Origin of the sequence: Streptomyces sp. NBC_00028 (assembly GCF_045041065.1) — a bacterium.
Classification (GTDB): domain Bacteria; phylum Actinomycetota; class Actinomycetes; order Streptomycetales; family Streptomycetaceae; genus Streptomyces.
Genome location: NZ_CP108293.1, coordinates 1,924,768 through 1,950,031, shown reverse-complemented (window position 1 = coordinate 1,950,031; position 25,264 = coordinate 1,924,768). Strand labels below are relative to the sequence as shown.

The window sequence follows — 25,264 nt, the reverse complement described above, 5'->3', positions numbered from 1 at the left end:
GTCCCTCTTCCGTCGTGCATCGGTTCAACTGCGGTTCCTGGATCGATTCTCCGACCCCGGCCAGTGTGCCGCCACAGAGATCAGCTGAGCATGGACCTGAACCGGAGCGCCGACAGCGCGTAACGTGAAGCACCATGAAGATCCTCATCAGCGCCGACATGGAGGGCGCCACCGGTGTGACCTGGCCGGCCGACGTGCTGCCGGGGACACCGCAGTGGGAGCGGTGCCGGGCGATGTTCACCTCGGACGTGAACGCCGCCGTGCTGGGCTTCTTCGACGGCGGTGCCGACGAAGTGCTGATCAACGAGGCGCACTGGACCATGCGCAACCTGCTCCTGGAGCACCTCGACGACCGTGCCGAGATGCTCACCGGACGGCACAAGTCGCTGTCCATGGTGGAGGGCGTGCAGCACGGCGACGTGGACGGCATCGCCTTCCTCGGCTACCACGCGGGCGCCGGCATGGAGGGCGTCCTCGCCCACACCTATCTCGCCAACTCCATCACCGGTGTGTGGGTGAACGACGAACGGGCCAGCGAAGGGCTGCTCAACGCGCGCGTGGTCGCCGAGTACGGGGTACCCGTGATCCTCGTCACCGGTGACGACGTGGCCTGCGAGGACGCGCTCGGATACGCGCCCGAGGCGCTCAAGGTCGCGGTCAAGGACCATGTGTCGCGGTACGCCGCCGTGTGCCGTACGCCGGCCAGGACCGCCGCCGACATCCGCGCGGCGGCGAAGGAGGCGGCGGCCCTGGCGGTGCGTCATGAGCCGGTCGACGCGGGGCCGTTCACGATCGCGCTGGAGTTCGACGCCGAGCATCTGGCCCAGGCGGCGACCGTCGTGCCGGGCGTGGAGCGGATCGGTGAGCGGAAGGTGGCGTACACCAGCGCCACCATGTACGAGGGAATTCGTGCCTTCAAGGCGGTCACCACGATCGTCTCGGCCGCGGTGGAGGAGCAGTATGGCTGACGGGCAGGCGCTGGACGAGGTCGTGACGTTCACGTCCGATCTGATCCGTATCGACACCACCAACCGGGGCGGCGGCGACTGCCAGGAACGCCCGGCCGCCGAGTACGCGGCGGAGCGGCTCGCCGGGGCGGGCCTGGAACCGGTGCTGCTGGAGCGCACCCGGGGCCGTACGAACGTCGTCGCCCGCATTAAGGGCACCGATCCGTCGGCGGACGCGCTGCTCGTCCACGGTCATCTGGACGTGGTGCCGGCCGAGGCCCGGGACTGGAGCGTGCACCCCTTCTCCGGGGAGATCCGCGACGGGGTCGTGTGGGGCCGGGGCGCGGTCGACATGAAGAACATGGACGCGATGATCCTCGCCGTGGTCCGGTCCTGGGCCCGGGAGGGCGTACGGCCCCGGCGGGACGTCGTGGTCGCGTTCACCGCCGACGAGGAGGCCAGCGCCGAGGACGGCTCCGGGTTCCTCGCCGACCGGCATCCGGGGCTCTTCGAGGGCTGCACCGAGGGTGTCAGCGAGTCCGGGGCGTTCACCTTCCACGACGGCGCCGGACGGCAGCTCTACCCCATCGCGGCCGGTGAGCGGGGCACGGGCTGGCTGAAGCTCACCGCGCGCGGCCGGGCCGGACACGGCTCCAAGGTGAACCGGGAGAACGCGGTCACCCGCCTCGCCGCCGCCGTCACCCGCATCGGCGAGCACGAGTGGCCGCTGCGGATCACCGACACCGTGCGGGCCGCCCTCACCGAACTCGCCGTCCTGTACGGCATCGAGCCGGATCTGACCGACGTGGACGCCCTGCTGGAGAAGCTGGGACCGGCCGCGGGGCTGGTCGAGGCGACCGTACGCAACAGCGCCAACCCGACCATGCTGGACGCCGGTTACAAGCTCAACGTGATTCCCGGGGAGGCCGTGGCGTATGTCGACGGACGGTATCTGCCGGGCGGCGAGGAAGAGTTCCGCACGACCCTCGACCTGCTGACCGGACCGGACGTCGAGTGGGAGTTCCAGCACCGCGAGGTCGCGCTCCAGGCGCCGCTGGACTCACCGACGTACGCGCGTATGCGGGCGGCCGTCGAGGAGTTCGCGCCGGAGGGGCATGTGGTGCCGTACTGCATGTCCGGCGGCACGGACGCCAAGCAGTTCTCGCGCCTCGGTGTCACCGGCTACGGCTTCGCGCCGCTGAAGCTCCCCGAGGGCTTCGACTACCAGGCTCTCTTCCACGGTGTGGACGAGCGGGTCCCGGTCGAGGCGCTGCACTTCGGCGTCCGCGTCCTCGACCGGTTCCTGCGCACCGCCTAGGCACATGGGGGACGACGTGCAGACCTTGCCCTTCGGTTCGTGGCCCTCGCCCATCGACGCGGCCCTCGCCGCCGCGCACGACGGGCACCCCGAGTGGGTGGGCCTCGTCGGCGACGAGGCGTGGTGGACGGAGCCACGGCCCACCGAGGGCGGCCGGCGCACGCTGGTGCGACGCCACGCCGACGGCAGCGAGGAGTCGGTGCTCCCGGCGCCGTGGAACGTCCGCAGCCGGGTCATCGAGTACGGCGGTCAGCCCTGGGCCGGTGTGGTTCAGGACGGCCGACCGCTCGTCGTCTTCGTGAACTTCGCCGACCAGCGCCTGTACCGGTACGAGCCCGGCGGCGACCCGCGTCCGCTCACCCCCGTCTCGCCGGTGGGCGGTGGACTGCGTTGGGCGGACCCGGTGTTGCTTCTTGACCGGGGCGAAGTGTGGTGTGTCCTGGAGGAGTTCACCGGCGACGGGCCCACCGACGTCCGCCGGGTCCTCGCCGCCGTGCCGCTGGACGGTTCGGCCGCCCAGGACCGGGACGCCGTACGGGAACTGACCGAGGCCCGGCACCGGTTCGTCACCGGACCGCGGATCTCACCCGACGGGCGGCACGTGGCCTGGCTCGGCTGGGACCATCCGCGGATGCCCTGGGACGGTACGGAGCTGGTCCTCGCCCAGGTGCGGGAGGACGGCACCCTGCAAGCCGCCCGCACGGTCGCCGGCGGACCCGAGGAGTCCATCGCCCAGGTCGACTGGGCCCACGACGGTGCCCTGCTGTACGCGAGCGACCGCACCGGCTGGTGGAACCTCTACCGCGACGGCCAGCCGCTGTGCCCGCGGGAGGAGGAGTTCGGCGGGCCGCTGTGGAAGCTGGGGCAGCGCTGGTTCGCCCCGCTTGAGAGCGGTCTGATCGCCGTCGTGCACGGCCGGGGCGCCACCGCCCTCGGGATACTGGACCCGGAGAGCGCCGAGGTCGTCGACGCGGCGGGCCCCTGGACCGAGTTCGCGCCCACCCTGGCCGTCCTCGGCGAGCGGGTGGTCGCCGTCGGGGCCAGTCCGCGCAGCGACCACGAGGTGGTGGAGCTCGACACCCGCACCGGCCGGGCGAGGGTGATCGGAGCCCGCCACGACGACTCGGTGGACCCCGCGTACTACCCCGAGCCGCAGATCCGCACCTTCACCGGACCCGCCGGACGCGAGATCCACGCCCACATCTACCCACCCCACCACCCCGGTTGTGTCGCCCCCGGCGACCAACTGCCGCCGTACGTGGTGTGGGCGCACGGCGGTCCGACCAGCAGGGCGCCCCTCGTCCTCGACCTGTCCATCGCCTACTTCACCTCCCGCGGCATCGGTGTCGCCGAGGTCAACTACGGCGGCTCGACCGGGCACGGCCGCGAGTACCGCAACCGGCTGCGCGAGCAGTGGGGCGTCGTCGACGTCGAGGACTGCGCGGCCGTCGCGCTCGCCCTCGCCGACGAGGGCACCGCCGACCGGGACCGCCTCGCGATCCGCGGCGGCAGCGCCGGCGGCTGGACCGCGGCGGCCTCGCTCACCGCGACCGACGTCTACGCCTGCGGCACCATCGTCTACCCCATCCTCGACCTGGCCGGCTGGGGCGAGGGGGAGACCCATGACTTCGAGTCGCAGTACCTGGAGACGCTCGTCGGCCCGCTCGCCGAGGTGCCCGCGCGCTACGCGGAGCGCTCGCCCACCGAGCACGCCGACCGGATCACCGCGCCCTTCCTGCTGCTCCAGGGCCTGGACGACGTGATCTGCCCGCCCGCCCAGTGCGAGCGGTTCCTCGCCCGGATGGAGGGGCGCCGGGTGCCGCACGCCTACCTGGCCTTCGAGGGGGAGGGACACGGGTTCCGGCGGGCGGACACCATGATCAGGAGCCTGGAGGCCGAACTCTCCCTGTACGCCCAGGTCTTCGTGCTCAACCCGCCCGGCATCCCGACCCTGGAGCTCAGCAAGTGAGAGAACTCGTCCGGCCGTCCCGACTCGCCCCCGGCGCCCGGGTCGCCGTCGTCGCGCCCAGCGGCCCCGTGCCCGAGGAGCGGCTCCAGGCCGGCCTCGACGTGCTGCGCGGCTGGGACCTCGACCCGGTGGTGGCACCCCATGTGCTGGACCGGCACGGCGAGTTCACCTACCTCGCGGGCACCGACGCGGACCGCGCCGCCGACCTCCAGGCCGCCTGGTGCGACCCGGCCGTGGACGCGGTGCTGTGCGCCCGCGGAGGCTACGGCGTCCAGCGGATGATCGACCTGCTCGACTGGGACGCCATGCGGGCGGCCGGGCCCAAGGTGTTCGTCGGCTTCAGCGACATCACCGTGCTGCACGAGGCGTTCGCCGCCCGGCTCGGCCTCGCCACGCTGTACGGGCCGATGGCGGCCGGGATCGACTTCATCAAGAGCACCCGGGCACAGGACCATCTGAAGGCCACCCTGTTCACCCCGGAGACGGTCCGCACGATCGCCAGCGGCGGCACACCGCTGGTCTCCGGACGGGCCAGGGGCGTCACGCTGGGCGGCTGCCTCTGCCTGCTCGCCGCCGACCTGGGCACCCCGTACGCCCGGCCCTCCGCGCGCGGCGGACTGCTCTGTCTGGAGGACGTGGGGGAGGAGACGTACCGGCTCGACCGCTATCTCACCCAACTCCTGCGCGCGGGCTGGCTGGACGGGGTGCGGGGGGTGCTGCTCGGGTCCTGGCAGGACTGCGATCCGTATGCGGGGGTGCGGGCGTTGCTCGTCGACCGGCTCGGCGGGCTCGGGGTGCCGGTCGTGGAGGAGTTCGGATTCGGTCACGGTGACGGGGCGTTGACGATCCCGTTCGGAGTGGCGGCCGAACTCGACGCCGACAGCGCCACGTTGACCCTCAGGGAGCCCGCCCTCCGCTGAATCTCCGTCAAGAAACCCCCGTCCCGGTGATTGACCGGGTCTGACACGTGTCACACCATGACTACCGGCCGGTACGTACCGGTTGGTAGGTCGGGTTGTCCTCAGCGTGGAGGTCTCGTGTCCCGTCGTGTGCTCGGCTACAGCGTTCCGCTCGCTCTCCTGCTCGGCGCCACCTTCGCCACACCGGCCCCCGCCACCGGCCAGTACACCGTCACCGCCCTGAAGTTCACCGTCCAGGCGGGCGGTCGTACGTGCACGATCGACGCCGATCTGTACCGGCCCAACGGTGTCGACCGGGCGCCCGCCGTGCTCGCCACCAACGGCTTCGGCGGCAGCAAGTCCGACGGTTCCACGGACGCCATCGGCAAGGCCTTCGCGGAGCGCGGCTATGTCTCGCTCATCTACTCGGGCCTCGGCTTCGGCAACTCCGGCTGTCTGATCTCCCTGGACGACCCGGCCATCGACGGCCGGGCCGCCTCCCGGCTCATCGACTTCCTCGCCGGGACACGGGCCGCCGACGACGGCACCAAGGCCGACTTCGTCACCCTCGACGGAAAGGGCGACCCGCGCGTCGGCATGATCGGAGGCTCCTACGGCGGCGCCGTGCAGCTGGCCACGGCCGCCGTCGACCACCGCGTGGACGCGCTCGTGCCGATGATCACCTGGAACGACCTGGCGTACGCCCTGGACCCGAACAACGCCGCACGCCAGGTGCCCGGCGCCTTCAAGTGGCAGTGGACCAACGGCTTCTACCTCATCGGCGAGAGCCAGCCTCTGACCACCGTGAACCTCGACCCGTCCCGCATCAACTCCCTCGGCTGTCTGCACTTCGTCACCGACGCCTGCGACACCGTCCGCACCCTCAACTCCGGCAGCTACCCCGCCGCCGGGACCGCCGACCTGCTCGCCTACGCCCGCAGCGTCTCCCCGGTCACCTACCTCGACCGGGTGAAGGCGCCCACGCTCCTCGTCCAGGGACAGGCCGACAGCCTCTTCAACCTCAACGAGGCGACAGCGACGTACCGGAAACTCAAGGCGCAGGGCACGACCACCAAGATGATCTGGCAGTCCTGGGGGCACAGCGGGGGCCTGGCCGCCGGTGAACTCAACCTCGGCCAGGGCAACTTGGAGTCCAGTTACGTCGGCAAGCGCGTCCTCGCCTGGTTCGACCGCTATCTGCGCAAGCAGAAGACCACCGACACGGGCCCGGCGTTCGCCTACTACCGCGACTGGATCACCGACCCGAACGGGACCTACGCCACCGCCGGCAGCCTCCCCGTGCTCAGCCAGAAGCTCTACCTGTCCGGCGACGGCAAGCTCGTCGACAACCGCCGCAAGGTGACGCGCGGCAGCCGGACGTACACCAACTGGCTCGTCCCGACCAGCCACTCCGAGAGCTCGCTGGCCGGGATCGTAGGACTGCCCGACCCGGCGCCCTACGACACCCAGGGCACCTACCTCGGCTGGACCAGCGAACCGCTCACCCGGCCCACCGACGTCGTGGGCGCGCCCAAGGCCACGCTCAAGGTCGTCTCGCCCCAGGCCGAGCGGACCCAGCACTCCGGGAACGCCGCCGACAAGCTCGTTCTGTTCGCCAAGCTGTACGACGTCGCGCCCGACGGCACCCAGACCCTGGTCCACCGGCTGGTCGCACCGGTCCGGGTGCCCGACGTGACCCGGAGCTTCACCGTGACCCTGCCGGGGATCGTCCACCGGTACGAGCAGGGGCACCGGCTGCGGTTCGTGGTCGCGGCGAGCGACGACGCGTACTTCGGCAACCGGGGGATCAAGCCGGTGACCGTGGTGAGCGGGCGGGGGGAGACGGGGGTGCTGGAGCTGCCGGTGGTGGGCGGCTGAGTCACCCGAGGGGTGGCGCCCGGATCGCGGGCGGGGAGCTTCGGGCTCACCCTGGTCGCATGAGCCCGAAGACATCCGAGAGCGGCAGTGGCGCCGGCGGCAGGAGCAGTGCGGTGACGCCCGCGAGGATCGTCGTCCTGCTGCTCGCCGTCCTCGCCCTGATCTTCATCTTCGAGAACACCGGCCAGACCAAGATCAGACTGCTGATCCCCGAGGTGACCATGCCGCTGTGGACGGCGCTGCTGGCCACGGGCCTCATCGGGGCGCTGTGCGGGGCGTACTTCATGAAGCGCAGAAGCTAGCCCGTCGTAGGGTGACCGGATGCCGCACACCCCATCCCGATTCCTTGTCGAGGGCCCCCGCGTGGGCATACGCCACATCAGCTATGAGGACGGACCTGAGTTCACGGCCCGGGCCCGGGAGAGCAAGGAGCTGCATCAGCCGTGGCTGTTCCCGCCGGACAGCGCGAGCGGGTTCGCGGCCTTCGCGCAGCGGCTGATCGAGGACCCGACCAAGGTCGGGTTCCTGGTGTGTGAGAAGGACAGCGGGGCCATCGCCGGATACATCAACATCAACAACATCGTCGAGGGCGCCTTCCTCAGCGGGGCGCTCGGATACGGGGCCTTCGCCCACGCCGCCGGACGCGGGCTGATGCGGGAGGGGCTCGGGCTCGTCGTGCGGTACGCCTTCGGCGGGATGCGGCTGCACCGGCTGGAGATCAACGTGCAGCCCGGCAACGCCGCCTCGATCGCCCTCGCCCGCTCCTGCGGCTTCCGCCTGGAGGGCTACTCGCCGCACATGCTCTACATCGACGGGGCCTGGCGGGACCACGAGCGCTGGGCGATCACCACCGAGATGATCCGCAAGGCGAAGTGACGGCGCAGTGAAGTGACGGCGCGGCGAAGTCACGGCGCTTTGCCCAATCCTGACCCGTAGCGCCCCTGTTCAGCTCCCGGGCGAGCGGCTTCCATGGTGATCGTGACGACGATCCGACGTGACGTACTGACGCTGCCCGCCGCGGAGTTGGGGCCGGACAACCCACTGCCCCCGCTCAGGCCCCTCGACGAACTCCATCGGATCGAGGACCGGGACGGACTGCCCCGGGAGATGGCCCGGCAGATCGGCTACGAGCCGCTGCGCAGCCTGCTGCCCGTGCACGTCCGGGACGGTTACGAGCGGGTGCGCGAGCCGCGCGCGATCGACACCCTCGTCATCGAGAACGACCGGCTGCGGGCCACCGTGCTGCCCGGCCTCGGCGGCCGGATCGCCTCCCTCCTCCACAAGCCGACCGGCCGTGAACTCCTGTACCGCAACCCGGTGTTCCAGCCCGCCGACTTCGCCCTCAACGGCGCCTGGTTCTCCGGCGGCATCGAGTGGAACATCGGTGCCACCGGCCACACCACCCTCGCCTGCGCACCCCTGCACGCCGCCCGCGTCACCGCCCCCGACGGCGGCGAGATGCTGCGGCTGTGGGAGTGGGAACGGTTGCGCGACCTGCCCTTCCAGGTCGACCTCTGGCTGCCGGAGGACTCCGACTTCCTGTACGTCGGCGTCCGCGTCCGCAATCCGCACGAGCGGCCCGTGCCGACGTACTGGTGGTCCAACATCGCGGTGCCGGAGGAGCGCCGGGTGCTCGCCCCCGCGGAGGAGGCGTGGCAGTTCGGATACGACCGGATGCTGCGCCGGATGCCGGTCCCGTCCTACGAGGAGGTACGGCAACACCCGTACCCCGCCGACTACTTCTACGAAGTACCCGCGCCGCGCCGCCGCTGGATCGCCGCCCTCGACGACGACGGGACCGGGCTGGTGCAGACGTCCACCGACGTGCTGCGCGGGCGCAAGCTGTTCATCTGGGGCGCTGGGCGGGGCGGACGGCGCTGGCAGGAGTGGCTGACCGAGCCCGGCACCGGCGGCTACTGCGAGATCCAAGCCGGTCTCGCCCGTACGCAGTTGGAGCATGTGCGGTTGGAGGGGGAGGGTGAGGTGGCCTGGCTGGAGGCGTACGGGCCGCTGAGTTCCCCGCCCGCGGCCGACGAGGTGGAGGCGCGGCTGGAGGCCGTGCTGCCGCGTGCCGACGTCGAGGCCGCGTACGCCCGCTGGAAGCCGTGCGCCGACACCGAACCCGGCGAGATCCTCGCCACCGGCTCCGGCTGGGGCGCGCTCGAAGTGCTGCGCGCCGACTGGAAGTTGCCCGGCACACCCTTCGACGCAGCCACCCTCGGTGAGGAACAGGAGCCATGGCTGCGGCTGCTGCGGGTCGGCGCGCTGCCGGAGCCGCGGCGGGTGCGGCCGCCCGGCGAGACGCTGGTCGCCCCGCACTGGCGGGACATGCTGGAGACCGCGCCCGCCACCCCGCACACCGAGTACCACCTCGGCATCGCCCAGTGGCACGCCGGGGACCGGGCGCAGGCGGTGCGCAGCTGGGAGCGGGCCCTCGCACTCGCCCCGTCCGTGTGGCCGTTGCTGCGCTGTCTCGCGGTCGCCGACCGGGAGATCGACAACCATGAGCGGGCCGCCGACCGCTACGCCGAGGCCTTCGACGACCTGTGCCGGGAGCGGCGGGACGCGGGGGAGCGGTGGACCGCCGCCACGGCCGCGCTGGGGCGCGAGGCGATCGAGACGCTGCTCGCCGTACGGCGCACGGGTGAGGCGCGGGCGGTGTGGGAGCGACTGCACCCCGCGACCCGGGCCCGCGGGCGGTTCCGGCTGATCGAGGCCGGGCTGCTGCTCGCGGAGGGACGACGGGACGAGGCGCGCGCCGTCTACGACGAGGGGTTCGAGGTCGCGGACCTGCGGGAGGGCGCGGAGACGGTGGGGCGTCTGTGGGAACGCATCAGCGACGAGCCGCTCCCGGCACGCTACGACTTCCGCATGCGCTGACCCGAACGGGTCCTACACCCGCCGGTCCACGTACTCGTACACCGCCCCGTCCGGATGCACCGCGATCAGATTGCGGCCCGCAGGCGTCCCCACCGGGCCCGCGATCACCCGCGCGCCCAGCTCGGTCAGTACCTGATGGGCTTCGTCGACGTCCTTGACGGCGATGGTGGCCGCGACCTTGCGGAGGATCTCCAGTTCCGCCGCGGGGCCGCTCATCAGGAGGAAGCAGCCGACGGCGGCGACCTGGACGCCGCCGCGTTCGAAGCGCAGGGCGGTGCCGCCCGCCAGGCGTTCGTAGAAGGGGACCGCGGTCTCCAGGTCGTCGACGCAGACACGCAGCGTGGCTCCCAGAATGTCCATGCGGACGAGCCTAGTTGGGGCGGCGTCGGCGAGGAGATCGTTTCACGTGATCTCCTCGCCCCGGCCGTGGGAGCCGACGTCGGTGGGGGCGCGTTATGCGTACGGGTGTGCGGGTACCCGGCGGCCATGGACCGCTTGGATCACCTTGAGCACCTGGACAAGCATCTCGTCGACGAGTTGGCGCAGGTGGCGCGCGAGACCGTGCGCGACGAACTGCGCGAACAGACTCGCAAGCAGCGCCGCACGGCCATGCTGTACGCCGCGTCCGGCGCCGTCGCCCTGTACGCGGGCGCTGCCCTCGCCCTCACGCTGGGCCTGGCCCTCGCCCTCGGCCTGCCCGACTGGGCCGCCGCGCTGATCACCGCGGCCGTCCTCGGTGTCGTCGCGTTCGTGCTGCGAGGCATGGCCCGGCCGTCGGCGGCCCGGCCCACCTCGGAGCGCGAGGCCGAACTCGCCGCGGGCCGTGACCGGGTCGTGGGCGGTACGGCCCCCGGCGCGCCGCCGAGCGGGCTCGGCATGCCGTATCCGCCGATGCCGCCCGTCGCGCCCGGTGGCGTCGGCGGGGCGACCGGCGCACCCGGCGCGGGTACGCCGGCGACCGGGGCACCCGGCGCGGCACCGCGCCCCGACGACATCGACCCCGAGCAGCCGCATCACCGGGCGTGATGCGGGGTGGTACGGCCTTGGAGCGCGCTCTCCCGGCCCGGCAGGGTCGTGGTGGTGACCGGCGCCAGCGGCGGCGTGGGGCGGGCCACGGCCCTGGCCTTCGCCGCCCGGGGCGACCGGGTCGCCCTGCTGGCCCGGGGGCGCGAAGGTCTCGCCGCGGCGGCGGACGAGGTGCAGCGGGCCGGCGGTGAGGCGCTCGTCGTCCCCGTCGACATGTCCGACGCCAAGGCCGTCGACGACGCGGCGCAGAAGGTCGCCGACACCTTCGGCGGCATCGACGTCTGGGTCAACAACGCCTTCGCCGGGGTCTTCGCCCCGTTCACCGAGGTCACCGCGGACGAGTTCCGTCGGGTGACCGAAGTGACGTATCTGGGCTATGTGTTCGGCACCCGGGCGGCGCTGCGGCACATGCTGGCGCGCGACCGGGGGACCGTGGTGCAGGTCGGCTCGGCCCTCGCCTACCGCGGGATCCCGTTGCAGTCCGCCTACTGCGGCGCGAAGCACGCCATCCAGGGCTTCAACGAGTCGCTGCGCTGCGAGCTGTTGCACGCCGGCAGCGGCGTCCGTACGACGATGGTGCAGCTCCCCGCCGTCAACACCCCCCAGTTCGACTGGGTGTTGAGCCGGATGCCGGGACGGGCCAGGCCCGTCGCGCCGGTGTACCAGCCGGAGGTGGCGGCACGGGCGATCGTGCACGCCGCGTCCCACGGGCGGCGGCGGGAGTACTGGGTCGGGGGATCGACGGTGGCGACGCTGCTGGCCAACGCGGTGGCCCCGGGCCTGCTGGACCGCTACCTGGCACGCAACGCCTTCGAGGCACAGCAGGACGGCTCGGCCGAGGGTGGCACGGGCAATCTGTGGAGCCCGGCCGACGGACCCCACGGCAGGGACTTCGGGGCGCACGGGCGGTTCGACGACGAGTCGCAGTCGGGGAGTTCACAGGAATGGCTCTCCCGCAACCGGGGGCGGGCGGGAGCCGCGCTCTTGGTCGGCGCGGGGGTTGTGGCCGCCCGGTCGATGCGGCGCCGAGGTTAGTGCCCACGCCGTCACGCCACGCTGAACTCCCCGCTCTCACGCCACCCTGAACTCCCGCGCGTCCTCGCCCCGTAGGGTCAGGCCGTGGCCGATGCCCGTCGTGGGGCGGATCGTGCCGCCCGTCGGGTCCAGGGCGCCGTCGAAGAGCATGTCCTCGATGCGGACGTGGTCGTGGAACCACTCCATGTGACGCAGGTTGGGCAGGGACGCGGCGGCCGCCGCGTGGGCGTGCGGGGCGCAGTGGGTGGAGACCTCCAGACCGTGGGCCTGGGCGAGGGACGCCGCCCGGAGGAACTCGGTGAGGCCGCCGCAACGGGTCGCGTCGATCTGGAGGCAGTCCACCGCGCCCGCGGAGATCATGCGGGCGAAGTAGGGCAGGTCGTATCCGTACTCGCCCGCCGTCACATCGCACGTGAGCGCGTCGCGGACCAGTCTGAGGCCCGTCAGATCGTCCGAGGACACCGGCTCCTCGAACCAGACCACGCCCGACTCGGCGAGCGCACCGCCCACGCGGACCGCCTGCTTACAGGTGTACGCGCCGTTCGCGTCGACGTACAACTCGGCGCGAGGGCCGATCACTTGACGGGCGGCGCGGACGCGGGCGAGGTCCCTGGGGACCGAACGGCCCCAGCCCTCACCGATCTTGATCTTCACGCGCGGAATCTGCTGCCCATGCACCCAGCCGCCCAGCTGGGCCGCCATGTGCGTGTCGTCGTACGTCGTGAAGCCGCCGCTGCCGTACACCGGGACCCGTTCGCGGACGACGCCCAGGAGGCGGGCGAGAGGGAGTTCCAGGAGGCGGGCCTTGAGGTCCCACAGGGCGATGTCGAGGGCCGAGATCGCGCACGCGGCGATGCCCGGGCGGCCCGCGTTGCGGACCGAGCGGCACATCGCCTCGTGGGTCGCCGGGATGTCCAGCGCGCCGCGGCCCTCGACCAGCGGGGCGAGGTGCTCGCGCAGGAAGTCGCCGACCGCCGGCGGACCGTAGGTCCAGCCCGTGCCGGTCGCGTCGCCCGCCGTCACCTCCGTGACCACGATGGTGGTGGAGTCCCAGGTCAGCGTGCCGTCGGCCTCGGGCGCGTCGGTCGGCACCGTGTAGACGGACACCGCCGGACGATGCAGCTTCACGGTCAGTCCTGCGCGAGCTGCGGCAGCACCTTCGTACGGTAGAAGTCGAAGAAGCCGCGCTGGTCGGGGCCGATCTGGTTGACGTAGACCCGGTCGAAGCCCGCGTCGGCGAAAGCCGACAGGGCCGCCACGTGCTCGTCGACGTCGTCGCCGCACACCGCCTTGTCGCGCACCATGTCCTCGGTGACCAGGGTCTGCGCCTGCTCGAAGTGGCTCGGCGAGGGCAGCACCTGGGCCAGCTCGCCGGGCAGGAACTGGTTGGCCCACAACCGGTGCACGGTGCGTACCGCCTCGTCGCGGTCCGTGCCGTAGCAGACCTTCGTCCCGCCGCTCACGAGCTTCGCGCCCCCGCCGCCCTTGCGGAACTGCTCCACCATCGACTCCTCCGGCATCATCGTGATGTAGCCGTCGCCCACCCGGGCCGCCAGCGCGGTCGCCGCCGGGCCGAAGCCCGAGATGTCGATGGGCACGGGCTGGTCGGGGACCGTGTAGAGACGGGCATTCTCCACCGTGTAGTGGGTGCCGTGGTGGCTGACCTCCTCGCCGGTGAACAGCCGGCGCATGATCTGGATCGACTCCTCCAGCATCTCCAGGCGCACGCTCGCCGGCGGCCAGACATGGCCCAGGATGTGCTCGTTGAGGGCCTCGCCGCTGCCCACGCCGAGCCGGAAACGGCCCTCGGTCATCACCGCCGTGGTCGCCGCGGCCTGGGCGATCACCGCCGGATGCGTGCGGACCGTCGGGCAGGTCACGGCCGTCTCCACCGGCAGCGACACCGCCTCCGAGAGTGCTCCGAGCACCGACCAGACGAACGGGCTCTGGCCCTGCGCGTCGTTCCACGGGTGGTAGTGGTCGGAGATCCACAGGGCGCGGAATCCGGCCTGTTCCGCCATACGCGCCTGCTCGACGAGCTCCGCGGGGCCGAACTCCTCGCAGGACAGGAAATAGCCGTACTCGGGCATGGGGGACCTCCAACGAGAGCTGTACGACGGCACGCTCCGGGTACCCGATGGCGACGACGGAAACCGGCCGACGTTTGGTCACCCCGGCCAGGGGGACGCGGAAGGCTCCCGAGGTACGCGACAGCCCCGGAGGCGCGCTGTGAGTCGACCCCGCATCGTGATCGTCGGCGCCGGTTTCGCCGGGTACCGGACGGCCCGCACGCTGTCCCGGCTCACCCGGCACCGAGCCGACATCACCTTGCTCAACCCGACCGACTACTTCCTGTATCTGCCCCTGCTGCCCCAGGTCGCCGCCGGACTCCTGGAGCCACGCCGGGTCACCGTCTCCCTGTCGGGCACCCTGCCCCGGGTGCGGCTGGTGCTCGGCGAGGCCGACGGCATCGACCTCGACGAACGCGCCGTGCGGTACACGGACCCCGAGGGCGTCAGCGGCACCCTGCCCTACGACCGGCTGGTGATCTCCGTCGGCAGCGTCAACAAACTGCTGCCGATCCCTGGCGTGGCCGAGCACGCGCACGGATTCCGCGGGCTGCCCGAGGCGCTGTATCTACGGGACCACGTCACGCGGCAGATGGAGCTCGCCACCGCGGCCGGCGATCCGAAGAGCCGCTCAGCCCGCCGCACCTTCGTGGTGGTCGGCGCCGGCTACACCGGTACGGAGGTCGCCGCGCACGGGCAGATGTACACCGACGCCCAGGCCCGCAGGCAGCCGCTGCGCGACGGCGTACGGCCGCGCTGGATGCTCCTGGACATCGCGCCGCGCGTCCTGCCCGAGATGGACGAACGGCTCTCCCGCACCGCCGACCGGGTGCTGCGCGAGCGAGGCGTCGACGTCCGGATGGGCACCTCCGTGAAGGAGGCCACGCACGAGGGAGTGCTGCTGACCGACGGGGAGTTCATCGACACCCGCACGCTGGTGTGGTGCGTCGGCGTACGGCCCGATCCGCTGGTCGAGGGCGTCGGTCAACCCCTGGAGCGGGGGCGGCTGATCGTGGACCCGTACCTCCAAGTGCCGGGTCGGCCCGAGGTGTTCGCGTGCGGGGACGCGGCCGCCGTACCCGACCTGGACAAACCAGGTTCCTTCACGCCGATGACCGCGCAGCACGCCTGGCGGCACGGGCAGGTCGCGGCCCGTAACGTCGCCGCCTCGCTCGGCATCGGCGAGCGGCGCCCCTACCGCCACCACGACCTTGGCTTCGTCGTCGACCTCGGCGGCGCGAAGGCCGCGGCCAACCCGCTGGGCGTGCCCCTGCCCGGGCCGCTCGCGGGACTCGTCACCCGCGGATACCACCTCGCGGCGATGCCCGGCAACCGCGTCCGGGTCGCCGCCGACTGGCTGCTGGACGCCGTACTCCCGCGCCAGGCCGTCCAGTTGAGCCTCGTCCGCTCCTGGTCCGTCCCGCTGGAGTCGGCGTCACCGGAGCTGGCACGGGTGCCGGGGGGACCGGAGAAGAGGAGCGAGACAGTGCACACAGCAGCGAAGCCGACAAAGGCCAGGCCGGACACCCACCCGACACCAGGCGCCCCCGACACCGACCCGACGAAGCCCCGGCCAGACGGTGAACCCACCGGGAACCAGCCCGGCGGCGAGCCGGCCAAGAACCTACCCGCGGGTGAGCCCGCGAAGAGCCAGCCCGGTGGTGGGTCGGCCACGAGGCAGCCCGGGGGTGAGTCGGCCAGGGATCAGTCCGGGGGTGAACCGGCAATGAGGCAGCCGGGCGGCGAGCCCACCGGGAGGCAGCCCGGCGACGAGCCGGCGAAGAGCCGCCGCGGCGGCGAACCTGCTCGGAACCAACCCGGCGGCGAGCCGGCCAAGAGCCAGCCCGCGGGTGAGGCGGCCGGGCACCAGGCCGGGGGTGAGCCCGCCAGGAAGCGGTCTGGGGGGCAGGCCGCCAAGAATCAGCCGGGTGGTGAACCCGCCAAGAATCAGCCAGGTGGCGAGCCGGCCAAGAAGCAACCCGATGACGGGCACACCGAAGCCCCCGGGCCGGTGAAGCGTGCCGACATGCCTGGTCGTCGTCCCGACACCCCCGCGGAAGGAGACTCATGAAGTCCGCCGAACTCACCGAGCTGGGTCAGCAGTTGCGCGTCGACAGTGTGCGGGCGGCCGATGCCGCGGGGTCGGGGCATCCGACGTCGTCGATGTCCGCCGCCGATCTGATGGCCGTACTCCTCGCCCATCACCTCCGCTACGACTTCGACCGCCCCGCCCACCCCGGCAACGACCGTTTCGTCCTCTCCAAGGGACACGCCTCGCCGCTGCTGTACGCCGCCTACAAGGCCGTCGGCGCCATCGACGACGACGAGCTGCTCACCTTCCGCGAGTCGGGCAGCCGGCTGGAAGGGCACCCCACGCCGCGGCGGCTGCCGTGGGTGGAGACCGCCACCGGGTCGCTGGGGCAGGGGCTGCCGGTCGGCGTCGGCATCGCGCTGGCCGGCAAGCGGCTGGAGCGCACCGGATACCGGGTGTGGGTGCTGTGCGGCGACAGCGAGCTCGCCGAGGGCTCGGTGTGGGAGGCCGCCGAGCACGCCGCCTACGAACACCTCGACAACCTCACCGCGATCATCGACGTCAACCGGCTCGGCCAGCGCGGCCCCACCCGGCACGGCCACGACCTGGACGCCTACGCCCGCCGCTTCCAGGCCTTCGGCTGGCACACGGTGGAGGTGGACGGGCACGACGTGGACGCCGTCGACCGGGCGTACGGCGAGGCCGTGTCCACCACCGGACAGCCCACCGCGATCCTCGCCCGCACCCTCAAGGGCAAGGGCGTCGAGGCCGTCCAGGACCGTGAGGGCCTGCACGGCAAGCCGCTGCCCGACGCCGACGAGGCGATCGCCGAACTCGGCGGCCCCCGCGACCTGCGGTTCCGCGTGCAGGAGCCGCCCACCGCCCGCATGCTGCACGCCGTACGCGCCGGACACCTCGACCTGCCCACCTGGGACCTCGGGGACGAGATCGCCACACGCGACGCCTACGGGCACGCCCTCGCCGCCCTCGGCACCGCTCGCGGCGACGTCGTCGCGCTGGACGGCGAGGTCGGTGACTCCACGCGCGCCGAGCTCTTCGCCAAGGAACATCCCGACCGCTACTTCGAGTGCTACATCGCCGAGCAGCAGATGGTCGCCGCGGCGGTGGGACTGGCCGCGCGGGGCTTCGTGCCGTACGCCGCCACCTTCGCCGCCTTCCTCACCCGGGCTCACGATTTCGTCCGCATGGCGTCCATCAGCGGCGCCGGCGTCAACCTCGTCGGCTCGCACGCGGGCGTCGCCATCGGGCAGGACGGGCCCTCGCAGATGGGGTTGGAGGACCTGGCGATGATGCGGGCCGTGCACGGTTCGACCGTGCTGTACCCGTGCGACGCGCACCAGACCGCGCACCTCGTCGCGGCCATGGCCGGCCTCGACGGCATCCGCTATCTGCGCACCTCGCGCGGCAAGAGCCCGGTGATCTACGGCCCCGACGAGGAGTTCCCGGTGGGCGGCAGCAAGGTGCTGCGCTCCTCGGACCAGGACCGGCTCACCGTCGTCGCCGCGGGCGTGACCGTGCACGAGGCGCTGGCCGCGGCCGACACCCTGGCCGAGGACGGCATCCGGATCCGGGTGATCGACCTGTACTCCGTCAAGCCCGTCGACCGGCTCACCCTGCGCCGAGCCGCCGAGGAGACCGGCTGTCTGGTGACGGTCGAGGACCACCACGAGGAGGGCGGCCTCGGTGACGCCGTCCTGGACGCGTTCGTGGACGGGCGGCCCGTGCCGCGGCTCGTACGCCTCGGTGTGCGGACCATGCCCGGCTCGGCCTCCCCCGAGGAGCAGCTCCACCTCGTCGGTATCGACGCCGCCGGTATCGCGGCGGCCGGAAAACTGCTGGTGGAGGAGGCGATCGTGCGGTGACGGACGATGTGCGCAGGGTGCGGGCCGGACGCCGCACGGTCGAGGTGCACCGGCCCGGCAAGGTGCTCTTCCCGGGGAGCGGGGAGACGAAGGAGTACACCAAGGGCGACCTCGCCGACTACTACCGGGCCGTCGCCCCCTTCATGCTGCCGCACCTGCGCGGCCGCCCCCTGATGCTGGAACGGCACCCGGACGGTGTCGACGGCCCCCGGTTCATGCAGAAGAACACCCCGGAGAGCTATCCGGACTGGATCACCCGCGTCGAGGTGCCCAAGGAGGGCGGCACGGTCTGCCACACCGTGTGCGACGACTCCGCCACCCTCCTCCATCTCGCCGACCAGGCCTGTCTGACCCTGCACCGCTGGCTGTCCCGGGTCGGACGCCTGGAGCGGCCCGACCGGATGGTCTTCGACCTCGACCCCTCCGACGAAGGCGACGACTTCGCCACGGTGCGCTCGGCGGCGGAGCTGCTGGGGGAACTGCTCGACGAGCTGAGGCTGCCGTCCGCGCTGATGACCACCGGCTCGCGCGGACTGCACGTCGTCGTCCCGGTCAACGGCCACGACGACTTCGACGAGGTGCGCGCGTTCGCGAGGGACGTCGCCGACCTTCTCGTCGCCGGGCACCCCGACCGGTTCACCACCGCCGCCCGCAAGAAGGACCGCGGCGACCGCCTCTATCTCGACATCCAGCGCAACGCCTACGCCCAGACCGCGGTCGCCCCCTACACGGTCCGCGCCAGGCCCGGCGCCCCCGTGGCCACCCCGATGTCCTGGAGCCAGCTGGACGACCCGGGCCTCGACGCCCGCCGCTGGACCATCGAGGACGCCGTGGACCAGGCCCGCACCAATCCCTGGGCCGGTGTGATGGGCCGGGGCCGCGCGCTCGGACCGGCCCGGCGCAGGCTGAACGCGATGCGTGGCTGACGGACGCCGGGGGGGCGATCTCCTCGACATCCGCGCACCTTGGTCACATCGGCGCACCTCAAAGGTTTGGTCCGTGGACATGAGGCCACCCGGACCGGGAGGTGGCCATGTCGAACACAAAAAACACATCAGACACGCAGAACTCACAACAAACCCCCAAGCGGGCGGAAAGCGACACGGCGGATGACCGGCCGAGCCCCATGCAGGTGCTGCGCGAGGCGCGCACCCAGCTCGCGGAGCTGACCGGCATGGCCGCCGAGACGGTGTCGTCCTTCGAGCAGACGGAGGACGGCTGGTCGCTGGAGATCGAGGTCCTCGAACTCGCCCGCGTGCCCGACACGATGAGCCTGATGGCGAGCTACCAGGTCGACCTCGACCCGGAAGGGCAGCTCACGGGCTACCGGCGCGTCCGCCGCTACGAACGCGGGCGCTCCGACGCACACAGGCCGGGCGGCCGCTAGGCCGCCGTCCCGGTCATCCATCCGAAACGGCAGAGAAGGAGGCGCGGTCGGCATGACCGTTGTCCCGGCACAGCAGAGCGGCGGCGGAGGTGGCTCCAGTGGCCTCTACGACGTTCTGGAACTAGTCCTCGACAGGGGTCTCGTCATCGACGCGTTCGTGCGGGTCTCCCTGGTCGGTATCGAGATCCTCAAGATCGACGTCCGGGTCGTGGTGGCCAGCGTTGACACCTACCTTCGCTTCGCCGAGGCGTGCAACCGCCTCGACCTCGAAGCCGGGCCGCGCAAGAACCCCGGCCTTCCCGACCTCGTCGGCGAGATGACCGAGTCCGGCGCCCGCGGCAAGTCCAAGGGCGCACTGTCCGGCGCCGCCCAGACGATCTCCGACGCCTTCAAGCAGGCGCGCGAGGAGGGCGAGAGCGAGCCGCAGCAGCGGCCGCGCGCCCGTAAGTCGACGGCCTCCCGCAGGAAGGAGGAGCAGGAGTGAGTACGTATGTGTACGGCATCATCGACGGCTCCCGGTCCTCGCTGCCCGAGGACATGGGCGGCGTCGGCGACCCGCAGCTGCCCGTGCGCATCCTGAAGGAGGGCGGCCTGGCGGCCGTCGTCAGCGACGCGCCCGAGGGGCTGCGGCCCAAGCGCAAGGACCTGCTGGCCCACCAGAACGTGCTCGCCGAGGCCGGCGCGGGCGGCTGTGTGCTGCCCATGCGGTTCGGCAGCGTGGCGCCCGACGACGAGACCGTCACCAGCGTGCTCGCCGAGCGGGCCGAGCACTACCGGGAACGCCTGCGGGCGTTGGACGGCAAGGTCGAGTACAACGTCAAGGCCACCCATGACGAGGAGGCCGTGCTGCACCGCGTGATGGCGGAGAACCCCGAACTGCGGTCCCTGACCGAGGCCAACCGGCAGGCGGGCGGCGGCAGTTACGAGGAGAAGCTGCGGCTCGGCGAGATGGTGGTCGCCGCCGTCAAGGCCCGCGAGGCCGAGGACGCGGCCGAGGTGCAGCAGGGCCTGGAGACGAGTGCCGCGGCGGTCAGCGCCGGGCCCGACTCCAGCGGCTGGATCGCCAATGTGTCGTTCCTGGTGGAGCGCGACGCGGCCGAGGCGTTCCTCGCCTCGGTCGAGCAGGTCCGCAAGAGCCATCCCCACCTCGAACTGCGCGTCAACGGTCCGCTGCCGCCGTACAGCTTCGTCGAGCCCGGCCCCGCCGAGCCCGCCGGCAGTACGGCCGGTGCCGAGAGTTCCGGGGAGTGAGGTGAGGACGTGGGCCTCATCGGAGAGGTGCTCCTGCTGCCGTTCGCGCCCGTGCGCGGCAGCGCCTGGGTCGTCAGACAGGTGCTGAGCGAGGCGGAGCGCATCTACTACGACCCGGCCACCGTCCGGGCCGAACTCGCCCGGCTGGAAGAGCGGTTGGAGGCGGGCGAGATCGACGAGGAGGAGTTCGACCGGCAGGAGGACGAGCTCCTCGACCGGCTGGAGACGGGCCTGAACCCAGGCGCGGGAACCGACGACTGGACGAGTTGATGAACCGAGTGGGACTGGGCCTCGCGGTAGGGGCCGGATACGTCCTGGGGCGTACCAAGAAGCTGAAGATGGCCGTCGCCGTCGGCACCCTGGTCGCGGGCAAGCGCATGCAGCTGAGCCCGCGGGCACTCGCCGACCTGGTCTCCGGGCAGCTGCGGAACAACCCGCAGTTCAAGGAGATCGGCGACCAGCTGCGGCAGGACCTGCGCGGCGTCGGCAAGGCGGCCTCCGGTGCGATGGTCGAGCGCCAGATCGACGCCCTCGCGGGCCGTCTGCACGGCCGCACCGCCGAGGTGCGCGACCAGCTGGCGGGTGTCGTGCCGGACACCTCGGACCTGGGCTTCGACAGCGACGAGGAGTCCGACGAGTACGACGACGAGGACAGGGAGAACGACGAGGCCAGGGACGACGAGAACGGCGACGACGAGGCCAGGGACGACGACGGGAACGGCGACGAGCCCGAGGCCGAGCGTGAGGAGTCCGGGCCGCCCCGGAAGAAGGCGCCGGCCAAGAAGACGGCCGCGAAGAAGACGGCGGCCAAGACGGCGCCTGCGAAGAAGAGCGCCCAGAAGGCTCCCGCCAAGAAGACCGCGGCGAAGAAGACCGCGGCGAAGAAGACATCCGCGAGGAAGACGGCGGCCAAGAAGACCGCCGGTGCGGGCGGTGCCGCCCGCGGTGCCCGCTCGCGCGTGTCGAAGGGAGGCGGTGACCGATGACCGACACCGTCGGATCCGCGGGCTCCGCCGCGCGCGGCGCCACCAAGGGGAGCCCGCTCGGCGGGGTCGCCCAGAGTGAGGCCGTCGACCGGCTCAAGGCCGAGGTGCAGGAGTACCTCGCCGCCCAGGCCCAGCGCCTGTTGATCGGCGCCGGGCGCAAGCTGGGCGAGACGACCGTGAAACTGAACGACATCGCCGAGGGCAACAGCCCCGGCTTCACCAAGCTCGCCCTGGACGGCGGTCGCAAGCTCGCCGAGGGCAAGGGCCCGCTGCGCTCCGCCCTGGAGGTGGGCGCCTCCCGCGCCAAGGAGAACGTCATGGGCGCACTGAAGAACCTGGGGGGCGGCAAGGGCGGCCGCAAGGGCGGCTCCGGCAAGAAGCCCACCGTGATCATGGAGTACGTCGACGTTGGCGTCCCCCTGCGCACGGCCTACGACCAGTGGACGCAGTTCCAGGACTTCTCCACCTTCGCCAAGGGCGTGAAGAGCGCGAACCGCGCCGACGACACGACCTCCGACTGGCAGCTGAAGGTCTTCTGGTCCAACCGCAGCTGGAAGGCGCACACCACCGAGCAGATCCCCGACGACCGCATCGCCTGGACGTCGGAGGGCGCCAAGGGCACCACGAAGGGCGTCGTCTCCTTCCACGAGCTGGCCGAGAGCCTGACCCGTGTGCTGCTGGTCATCGAGTACTACCCGACGGGTCTGTTCGAGAAGACCGGCAACATCTGGCGAGCCCAGGGCCGCCGGGCCCGCCTCGACCTCAAGAACTATGTCCGCTTCGTCACCCTCAAGGGCGAGGCCGAGGACGGCTGGCGCGGTGAGATCCGCGACGGAGAGGTCGTCCGCAGCCACGAGGACGCGGTGGCCGAGGAAGAGGAGGACCAGGAGCCCGAGGAGGCGTACGAGGGCGAGGAAGAGGAAGCTGAGGAGGAGGGCCCCGAGGCCGAGGAGGACGGCAGGGAGGAGCCCGAGGACGAGTACGAGGAGGAAGAGGACGGGGAAGAGGAAGAGGAGGAGCCGGAGGACGGCTACGAGGACGAGGCCGAGGATGAGGCCGAACCCGCGGAGGACGAGGAGTACGAGTACGCCGAGGGCGGGAGCCGTCGATGACGACCGCCGGCCGACTGCCCGAGCCCTATGGCCGTGACGGCGGCGCGAACCTCGCCGACATCCTGGAGCGGGTGCTCGACAAGGGCATCGTCATCGCCGGCGACATCCGGATCAACCTGCTCGACATCGAACTCCTGACCATCAAGCTGCGGCTCATCGTCGCCTCCGTCGACAAGGCGAAGGAGATGGGCATCGACTGGTGGGAGGACGACCCCGCGTTGTCCTCCGGCGCACGCCGCAAGGAACTCGCCCGGGAGAACGCCGAGTTGCGCGAGCGGATCGCGCAACTCGAGCCCGGGCGGGCCGAGGAGAAGGAGGCCTGATGACCGGACTGCGGTATGTGTACGCCGTCTGCCGCCCCTTCGGCACTCCGTTGCAGGCCCAGTTGACGGGCGTGGCCGGTGACCCGCCCAGACTGCTCGCCCACCACGGCCTCGTCGCCGTCGTCAGCCATGTGCCGGAGCGGGACTTCGCGGAGGAGCCGCTCCGCTCCCGTCTGGAGGACCTGGACTGGCTGACCGCGACGGCCCGGGCCCACCAGGGTGTGATCGACGCTCTCACGGTGGTCACCACGCCGCTGCCGCTCCGGCTCGCCACCGTCTTCCGCGACGACAGCGGCGTCCGCACCATGCTCCAGGCCAGGGAGGCCGACTTCCGGCGCACCCTCGACCGGCTGGAGGGACGCGTGGAATGGGGGGTCAAGCTGTACGTCGACGCCCCGCCCGCGGACACCGGGGCGCCGGCCGCCAAGGCGGCGACGGGCCGGGACTATCTGCGGCAGCGCCGGGCCGGGGTGCGCGCGCACGAGGAGCAGTGGCAGCGGGCCGAGGAATTCGCGAACCGGCTGCACGAAACCCTGTCCGCCGTCGCCGAGGATTCCCGGCTGCATCCCCCGCAGAACGCGACACTCTCCGGCGCCGCGGGTCGCAACGTACTGAATGCCGCCTATCTGGTGCCGCGGTCCAGGTCCGAGGAATTCGTGGAACTCGTCGACCGGACGAAGGACGAGACAACTGATTTCCGCGTGGAACTCACCGGCCCATGGGCCGCCTATTCCTTTGCGGGGGAGAAACCTTGACCGTCGTCGAACGCCGAGAGGTCGCCCTGGTGGACCTCCTCGACCGGCTGCTGGCCGGCGGGGTCGTCATCACGGGCGACATCACCCTGCGCATCGCGGACGTCGACCTCGTCCGCATCGACCTCAACGCCCTGATCAGTTCCGTGAACGAGAACGTTCCCGCTCCGTGGGGAGAGTGAGTCGACGTGACCAGTGCCCGCAACCGGCTCGACCTCGAACCGGACACCGTCGAACGTGACCTCGTCAAACTCGTACTGACCGTCGTCGAGCTGCTGCGCCAGCTCATGGAACGCCAGGCGCTGCGCCGCTTCGACGACGGCGGACTGACCGAGGAGCAGGAGGAACGCATCGGGCTCACCCTGATGCTGCTGGACGAGCGCATGACCGAGCTGCGTGAGCGCTACGGACTGCGGCCCGAGGACCTGAATCTGGACCTCGGGCCGCTGGGACCGTTGCTGCCCCGGGACTAGCTCACCACCTGTACCAGCGACCCCGGCCTCCGCCTGCGGTTGTGCCCCGCATCAGGAATCCCAGCAGCCAGAGAACCAGTACCGCGAGCGCAATCCACCAGAGAATCTTCACCGCGAATCCGGCACCGAACAGAATCAGTACCAGAAGCAGTACCAGAAGGATGGCAACCATAATGTGAACCTCCTTCATTCCGGGTTTCCCGGAAAGGGAGATTCAGGCGCCTTTTCGGCACAGAATTTCCCCGTGCAGCACGCTGAACCAGCCGTCCTCCTGCCGGCCCCATTCCCGCCAGGCGTCGGCGATCGCCCGCAGCTGCTCCGGCGTCGCGTGGCCGCCCGCGACGGCCCGGTCCGCGTACGCGGACGCCACGGTGCGGTCGGCCCACAGGCCGCTCCACCACGCCCGCTCCTCGGCGGTGGCGTAGGTCCAGGTGCCCGAGGTCGACGTGATGTCCGTCAGGCCGGCCCGCAGCGCCCATGACTTCAGCCGGCGCCCGGCGTCCGGCTCACCGCCGTTGGCGCGGGCCACCCGCTGGTACAGGTCCTGCCAGTCGTCCATGCCCGGGGACGCCGGGTACCAGGTCATGGCGGCGTAGTCCGAGTCGCGGACCGCGATGAACCCGCCCGGCTTGGTGACCCGCTTCATCTCGCGCAGCGCCTGCACCGGGTCGCCGACGTGTTGCAGCACCTGGTGGGCGTGGACCACGCAGAACGTGTCGTCCGGCCAGTCCAGGGCGTGTACGTCGGCGACCGCGAAGTCCACGTTGGTCAGACCGCGTCCGGCGGCCGTGGCGCGGGCCTGGTCCAGGATCCCGGAGGCGTGGTCGGCGCCGGTGACGTGGCCGTCGGGGACCAGTTCCGCCAGGTCGGCGGTGATGGTGCCGGGTCCGCAGCCGATGTCCAGGACCTTCATGTGGGGCTTCAGCGAACCGAGCAGATACGCCGCGGAGTTGGCGGCGGTGCGCCAGGTGTGCGAGCGCAGCACCGACTCGTGGTGCCCGTGCGTGTAGACGGCGGTCTCCTGCGGTTTCGACATGGCTGAAC

The 25,264-nt window shown here is 71.7% G+C and carries 28 protein-coding genes; 23 read left to right on the top strand and 5 right to left on the bottom strand.

All coding sequences use genetic code 11. The features are described from left to right. Positions 1-134: 134 nt before the first annotated feature. From OG885_RS08565 to OG885_RS08530, 8 genes are all read left to right on the top strand, one after another. The gene (locus tag OG885_RS08565) at positions 135-968 is read left to right on the top strand and encodes a M55 family metallopeptidase (RefSeq protein ID WP_405728492.1); all 834 of its coding nucleotides are present in this window, start codon (positions 135-137) and stop codon (positions 966-968) included. Beyond that, the gene (locus OG885_RS08560; RefSeq protein ID WP_405728489.1) at positions 961-2,265 is read left to right on the top strand and encodes a M20/M25/M40 family metallo-hydrolase; all 1,305 of its coding nucleotides are present in this window, start codon (positions 961-963) and stop codon (positions 2,263-2,265) included. The genes OG885_RS08565 and OG885_RS08560 overlap by 8 nt, the downstream gene beginning before the upstream one ends. A gap of 4 nt (positions 2,266-2,269) precedes the next feature. Further along, positions 2,270-4,234: a prolyl oligopeptidase family serine peptidase gene (locus tag OG885_RS08555; RefSeq protein ID WP_405728486.1), complete on the top strand. Its 1,965-nt coding sequence runs from the start codon at positions 2,270-2,272 to the stop codon at positions 4,232-4,234. Then, on the top strand, positions 4,231-5,154 hold the full coding sequence (locus OG885_RS08550; RefSeq protein ID WP_405728483.1) for an LD-carboxypeptidase: 924 nt from the start codon (positions 4,231-4,233) through the stop codon (positions 5,152-5,154). The genes OG885_RS08555 and OG885_RS08550 overlap by 4 nt, the downstream gene beginning before the upstream one ends. A gap of 57 nt (positions 5,155-5,211) precedes the next feature. Continuing rightward, positions 5,212-7,011: a CocE/NonD family hydrolase gene (locus OG885_RS08545; protein ID WP_405728480.1), complete on the top strand. Its 1,800-nt coding sequence runs from the start codon at positions 5,212-5,214 to the stop codon at positions 7,009-7,011. Positions 7,012-7,070: 59 nt separating this feature from the next. After that, positions 7,071-7,313: a LapA family protein gene (locus OG885_RS08540; RefSeq protein ID WP_399951670.1), complete on the top strand. Its 243-nt coding sequence runs from the start codon at positions 7,071-7,073 to the stop codon at positions 7,311-7,313. Between the two features lie 19 nt (positions 7,314-7,332). Next, positions 7,333-7,887 (top strand): GNAT family N-acetyltransferase, encoded by a 555-nt coding sequence (locus OG885_RS08535; protein ID WP_405728476.1) that lies wholly within the window; start codon positions 7,333-7,335, stop codon positions 7,885-7,887. Positions 7,888-7,980: 93 nt separating this feature from the next. Next, on the top strand, positions 7,981-9,891 hold the full coding sequence (locus tag OG885_RS08530) for a DUF5107 domain-containing protein (protein ID WP_405728473.1): 1,911 nt from the start codon (positions 7,981-7,983) through the stop codon (positions 9,889-9,891). 12 nt (positions 9,892-9,903) lie between these two features. Here OG885_RS08530 and OG885_RS08525 read toward each other — a convergent pair whose 3' ends face one another. Beyond that, positions 9,904-10,251: a VOC family protein gene (locus OG885_RS08525; protein WP_399951679.1), complete on the bottom strand. Its 348-nt coding sequence runs from the start codon at positions 10,249-10,251 to the stop codon at positions 9,904-9,906. 126 nt (positions 10,252-10,377) lie between these two features. Between OG885_RS08525 and OG885_RS08520 the strand changes: the two genes are divergently transcribed. Then, positions 10,378-10,917 (top strand): phage holin family protein, encoded by a 540-nt coding sequence (locus OG885_RS08520; protein ID WP_405728469.1) that lies wholly within the window; start codon positions 10,378-10,380, stop codon positions 10,915-10,917. Positions 10,918-10,923: 6 nt separating this feature from the next. Beyond that, positions 10,924-11,952: an SDR family oxidoreductase gene (locus OG885_RS08515; protein ID WP_405728466.1), complete on the top strand. Its 1,029-nt coding sequence runs from the start codon at positions 10,924-10,926 to the stop codon at positions 11,950-11,952. Positions 11,953-11,988: 36 nt separating this feature from the next. Here OG885_RS08515 and OG885_RS08510 read toward each other — a convergent pair whose 3' ends face one another. Then, positions 11,989-13,080 carry an enolase C-terminal domain-like protein gene (locus OG885_RS08510; RefSeq protein ID WP_405728463.1) on the bottom strand — a complete coding sequence of 364 codons (1,092 nt, stop codon included), beginning with the start codon at positions 13,078-13,080 and terminating at the stop codon, positions 11,989-11,991. A gap of 2 nt (positions 13,081-13,082) precedes the next feature. After that, complete coding sequence (locus tag OG885_RS08505; RefSeq protein WP_405728460.1) at positions 13,083-14,042, bottom strand: LLM class F420-dependent oxidoreductase; 960 nt, start codon at positions 14,040-14,042, stop codon at positions 13,083-13,085. Between the two features lie 157 nt (positions 14,043-14,199). Between OG885_RS08505 and OG885_RS08500 the strand changes: the two genes are divergently transcribed. The 13 genes from OG885_RS08500 (at position 14,200) to OG885_RS08440 (ending at position 24,220) form a co-directional block, all read left to right on the top strand. After that, positions 14,200-16,092 (top strand): FAD-dependent oxidoreductase, encoded by a 1,893-nt coding sequence (locus OG885_RS08500; protein WP_405742649.1) that lies wholly within the window; start codon positions 14,200-14,202, stop codon positions 16,090-16,092. Next, positions 16,089-17,936 carry a transketolase gene (locus OG885_RS08495; protein WP_405728457.1) on the top strand — a complete coding sequence of 616 codons (1,848 nt, stop codon included), beginning with the start codon at positions 16,089-16,091 and terminating at the stop codon, positions 17,934-17,936. Before OG885_RS08500 ends, OG885_RS08495 begins: the two co-directional genes overlap by 4 nt. Next, positions 17,933-18,862 (top strand): non-homologous end-joining DNA ligase, encoded by a 930-nt coding sequence (ligD, locus tag OG885_RS08490; protein WP_405728454.1) that lies wholly within the window; start codon positions 17,933-17,935, stop codon positions 18,860-18,862. The genes OG885_RS08495 and ligD overlap by 4 nt, the downstream gene beginning before the upstream one ends. Positions 18,863-18,969: 107 nt before the next feature. After that, positions 18,970-19,323: a gas vesicle protein gene (locus tag OG885_RS08485; RefSeq protein ID WP_405728451.1), complete on the top strand. Its 354-nt coding sequence runs from the start codon at positions 18,970-18,972 to the stop codon at positions 19,321-19,323. Positions 19,324-19,375: 52 nt separating this feature from the next. Further along, positions 19,376-19,807 carry a gas vesicle structural protein GvpA gene (locus OG885_RS08480; protein ID WP_329332850.1) on the top strand — a complete coding sequence of 144 codons (432 nt, stop codon included), beginning with the start codon at positions 19,376-19,378 and terminating at the stop codon, positions 19,805-19,807. Then, on the top strand, positions 19,804-20,574 hold the full coding sequence (locus OG885_RS08475) for a GvpL/GvpF family gas vesicle protein (RefSeq protein WP_405728448.1): 771 nt from the start codon (positions 19,804-19,806) through the stop codon (positions 20,572-20,574). The genes OG885_RS08480 and OG885_RS08475 overlap by 4 nt, the downstream gene beginning before the upstream one ends. Positions 20,575-20,583: 9 nt before the next feature. After that, entirely contained in the window at positions 20,584-20,844 is a 261-nt protein-coding gene (locus OG885_RS08470) for a gas vesicle protein GvpG (RefSeq protein WP_399951706.1), read from the top strand. Beyond that, positions 20,844-21,560, top strand: a complete 717-nt coding sequence (locus tag OG885_RS08465; protein WP_405728444.1) for a DNA primase — start codon at positions 20,844-20,846, stop codon at positions 21,558-21,560. The genes OG885_RS08470 and OG885_RS08465 overlap by 1 nt, the downstream gene beginning before the upstream one ends. Further along, the gene (locus OG885_RS08460) at positions 21,557-22,672 is read left to right on the top strand and encodes an SRPBCC family protein (protein WP_405728441.1); all 1,116 of its coding nucleotides are present in this window, start codon (positions 21,557-21,559) and stop codon (positions 22,670-22,672) included. Before OG885_RS08465 ends, OG885_RS08460 begins: the two co-directional genes overlap by 4 nt. After that, positions 22,669-22,995 carry a gas vesicle protein gene (locus OG885_RS08455; RefSeq protein WP_405728436.1) on the top strand — a complete coding sequence of 109 codons (327 nt, stop codon included), beginning with the start codon at positions 22,669-22,671 and terminating at the stop codon, positions 22,993-22,995. Before OG885_RS08460 ends, OG885_RS08455 begins: the two co-directional genes overlap by 4 nt. After that, positions 22,995-23,750 (top strand): GvpL/GvpF family gas vesicle protein, encoded by a 756-nt coding sequence (locus tag OG885_RS08450; RefSeq protein WP_405728433.1) that lies wholly within the window; start codon positions 22,995-22,997, stop codon positions 23,748-23,750. Before OG885_RS08455 ends, OG885_RS08450 begins: the two co-directional genes overlap by 1 nt. Further along, positions 23,747-23,929 carry a gas vesicle protein gene (locus OG885_RS08445; protein ID WP_399951720.1) on the top strand — a complete coding sequence of 61 codons (183 nt, stop codon included), beginning with the start codon at positions 23,747-23,749 and terminating at the stop codon, positions 23,927-23,929. The genes OG885_RS08450 and OG885_RS08445 overlap by 4 nt, the downstream gene beginning before the upstream one ends. Before the next feature lie 6 nt (positions 23,930-23,935). Continuing rightward, complete coding sequence (locus tag OG885_RS08440) at positions 23,936-24,220, top strand: gas vesicle protein K (protein ID WP_405728430.1); 285 nt, start codon at positions 23,936-23,938, stop codon at positions 24,218-24,220. 1 nt (position 24,221) lies between these two features. Here OG885_RS08440 and OG885_RS08435 read toward each other — a convergent pair whose 3' ends face one another. Together OG885_RS08435 and OG885_RS08430 are read right to left on the bottom strand one after the other, a co-directional pair. Next, positions 24,222-24,392, bottom strand: a complete 171-nt coding sequence (locus OG885_RS08435; protein WP_329332836.1) for a hydrophobic protein — start codon at positions 24,390-24,392, stop codon at positions 24,222-24,224. 42 nt (positions 24,393-24,434) lie between these two features. Next, positions 24,435-25,256 (bottom strand): class I SAM-dependent methyltransferase, encoded by an 822-nt coding sequence (locus OG885_RS08430; protein WP_405728426.1) that lies wholly within the window; start codon positions 25,254-25,256, stop codon positions 24,435-24,437. Positions 25,257-25,264 lie beyond the last annotated feature (8 nt).

What these genes read in the sequence shown, in the direction of transcription:
- OG885_RS08430 (WP_405728426.1), bottom strand. Translation starts at nt 25,256, where the DNA reads ATGTCGAAACCGCAGGAGACCGCCGTCTACACGCACGGGCACCACGAG.
- OG885_RS08465 (WP_405728444.1), top strand. Translation starts at nt 20,844, where the DNA reads ATGAACCGAGTGGGACTGGGCCTCGCGGTAGGGGCCGGATACGTCCTG.
- OG885_RS08450 (WP_405728433.1), top strand. Translation starts at nt 22,995, where the DNA reads ATGACCGGACTGCGGTATGTGTACGCCGTCTGCCGCCCCTTCGGCACT.
- OG885_RS08525 (WP_399951679.1), bottom strand. Translation starts at nt 10,251, where the DNA reads ATGGACATTCTGGGAGCCACGCTGCGTGTCTGCGTCGACGACCTGGAG.
- OG885_RS08545 (WP_405728480.1), top strand. Translation starts at nt 5,212, where the DNA reads ATGACTACCGGCCGGTACGTACCGGTTGGTAGGTCGGGTTGTCCTCAG.
- OG885_RS08460 (WP_405728441.1), top strand. Translation starts at nt 21,557, where the DNA reads ATGACCGACACCGTCGGATCCGCGGGCTCCGCCGCGCGCGGCGCCACC.
- OG885_RS08505 (WP_405728460.1), bottom strand. Translation starts at nt 14,042, where the DNA reads ATGCCCGAGTACGGCTATTTCCTGTCCTGCGAGGAGTTCGGCCCCGCG.
- OG885_RS08535 (WP_405728476.1), top strand. Translation starts at nt 7,333, where the DNA reads ATGCCGCACACCCCATCCCGATTCCTTGTCGAGGGCCCCCGCGTGGGC.
- OG885_RS08435 (WP_329332836.1), bottom strand. Translation starts at nt 24,392, where the DNA reads ATGGTTGCCATCCTTCTGGTACTGCTTCTGGTACTGATTCTGTTCGGT.
- OG885_RS08520 (WP_405728469.1), top strand. Translation starts at nt 10,378, where the DNA reads ATGGACCGCTTGGATCACCTTGAGCACCTGGACAAGCATCTCGTCGAC.
- OG885_RS08480 (WP_329332850.1), top strand. Translation starts at nt 19,376, where the DNA reads ATGACCGTTGTCCCGGCACAGCAGAGCGGCGGCGGAGGTGGCTCCAGT.
- OG885_RS08530 (WP_405728473.1), top strand. Translation starts at nt 7,981, where the DNA reads ATGGTGATCGTGACGACGATCCGACGTGACGTACTGACGCTGCCCGCC.
- OG885_RS08560 (WP_405728489.1), top strand. Translation starts at nt 961, where the DNA reads ATGGCTGACGGGCAGGCGCTGGACGAGGTCGTGACGTTCACGTCCGAT.
- OG885_RS08540 (WP_399951670.1), top strand. Translation starts at nt 7,071, where the DNA reads ATGAGCCCGAAGACATCCGAGAGCGGCAGTGGCGCCGGCGGCAGGAGC.
- OG885_RS08565 (WP_405728492.1), top strand. Translation starts at nt 135, where the DNA reads ATGAAGATCCTCATCAGCGCCGACATGGAGGGCGCCACCGGTGTGACC.
- OG885_RS08455 (WP_405728436.1), top strand. Translation starts at nt 22,669, where the DNA reads ATGACGACCGCCGGCCGACTGCCCGAGCCCTATGGCCGTGACGGCGGC.
- OG885_RS08495 (WP_405728457.1), top strand. Translation starts at nt 16,089, where the DNA reads ATGAAGTCCGCCGAACTCACCGAGCTGGGTCAGCAGTTGCGCGTCGAC.
- OG885_RS08485 (WP_405728451.1), top strand. Translation starts at nt 18,970, where the DNA reads ATGTCGAACACAAAAAACACATCAGACACGCAGAACTCACAACAAACC.
- OG885_RS08555 (WP_405728486.1), top strand. Translation starts at nt 2,270, where the DNA reads ATGGGGGACGACGTGCAGACCTTGCCCTTCGGTTCGTGGCCCTCGCCC.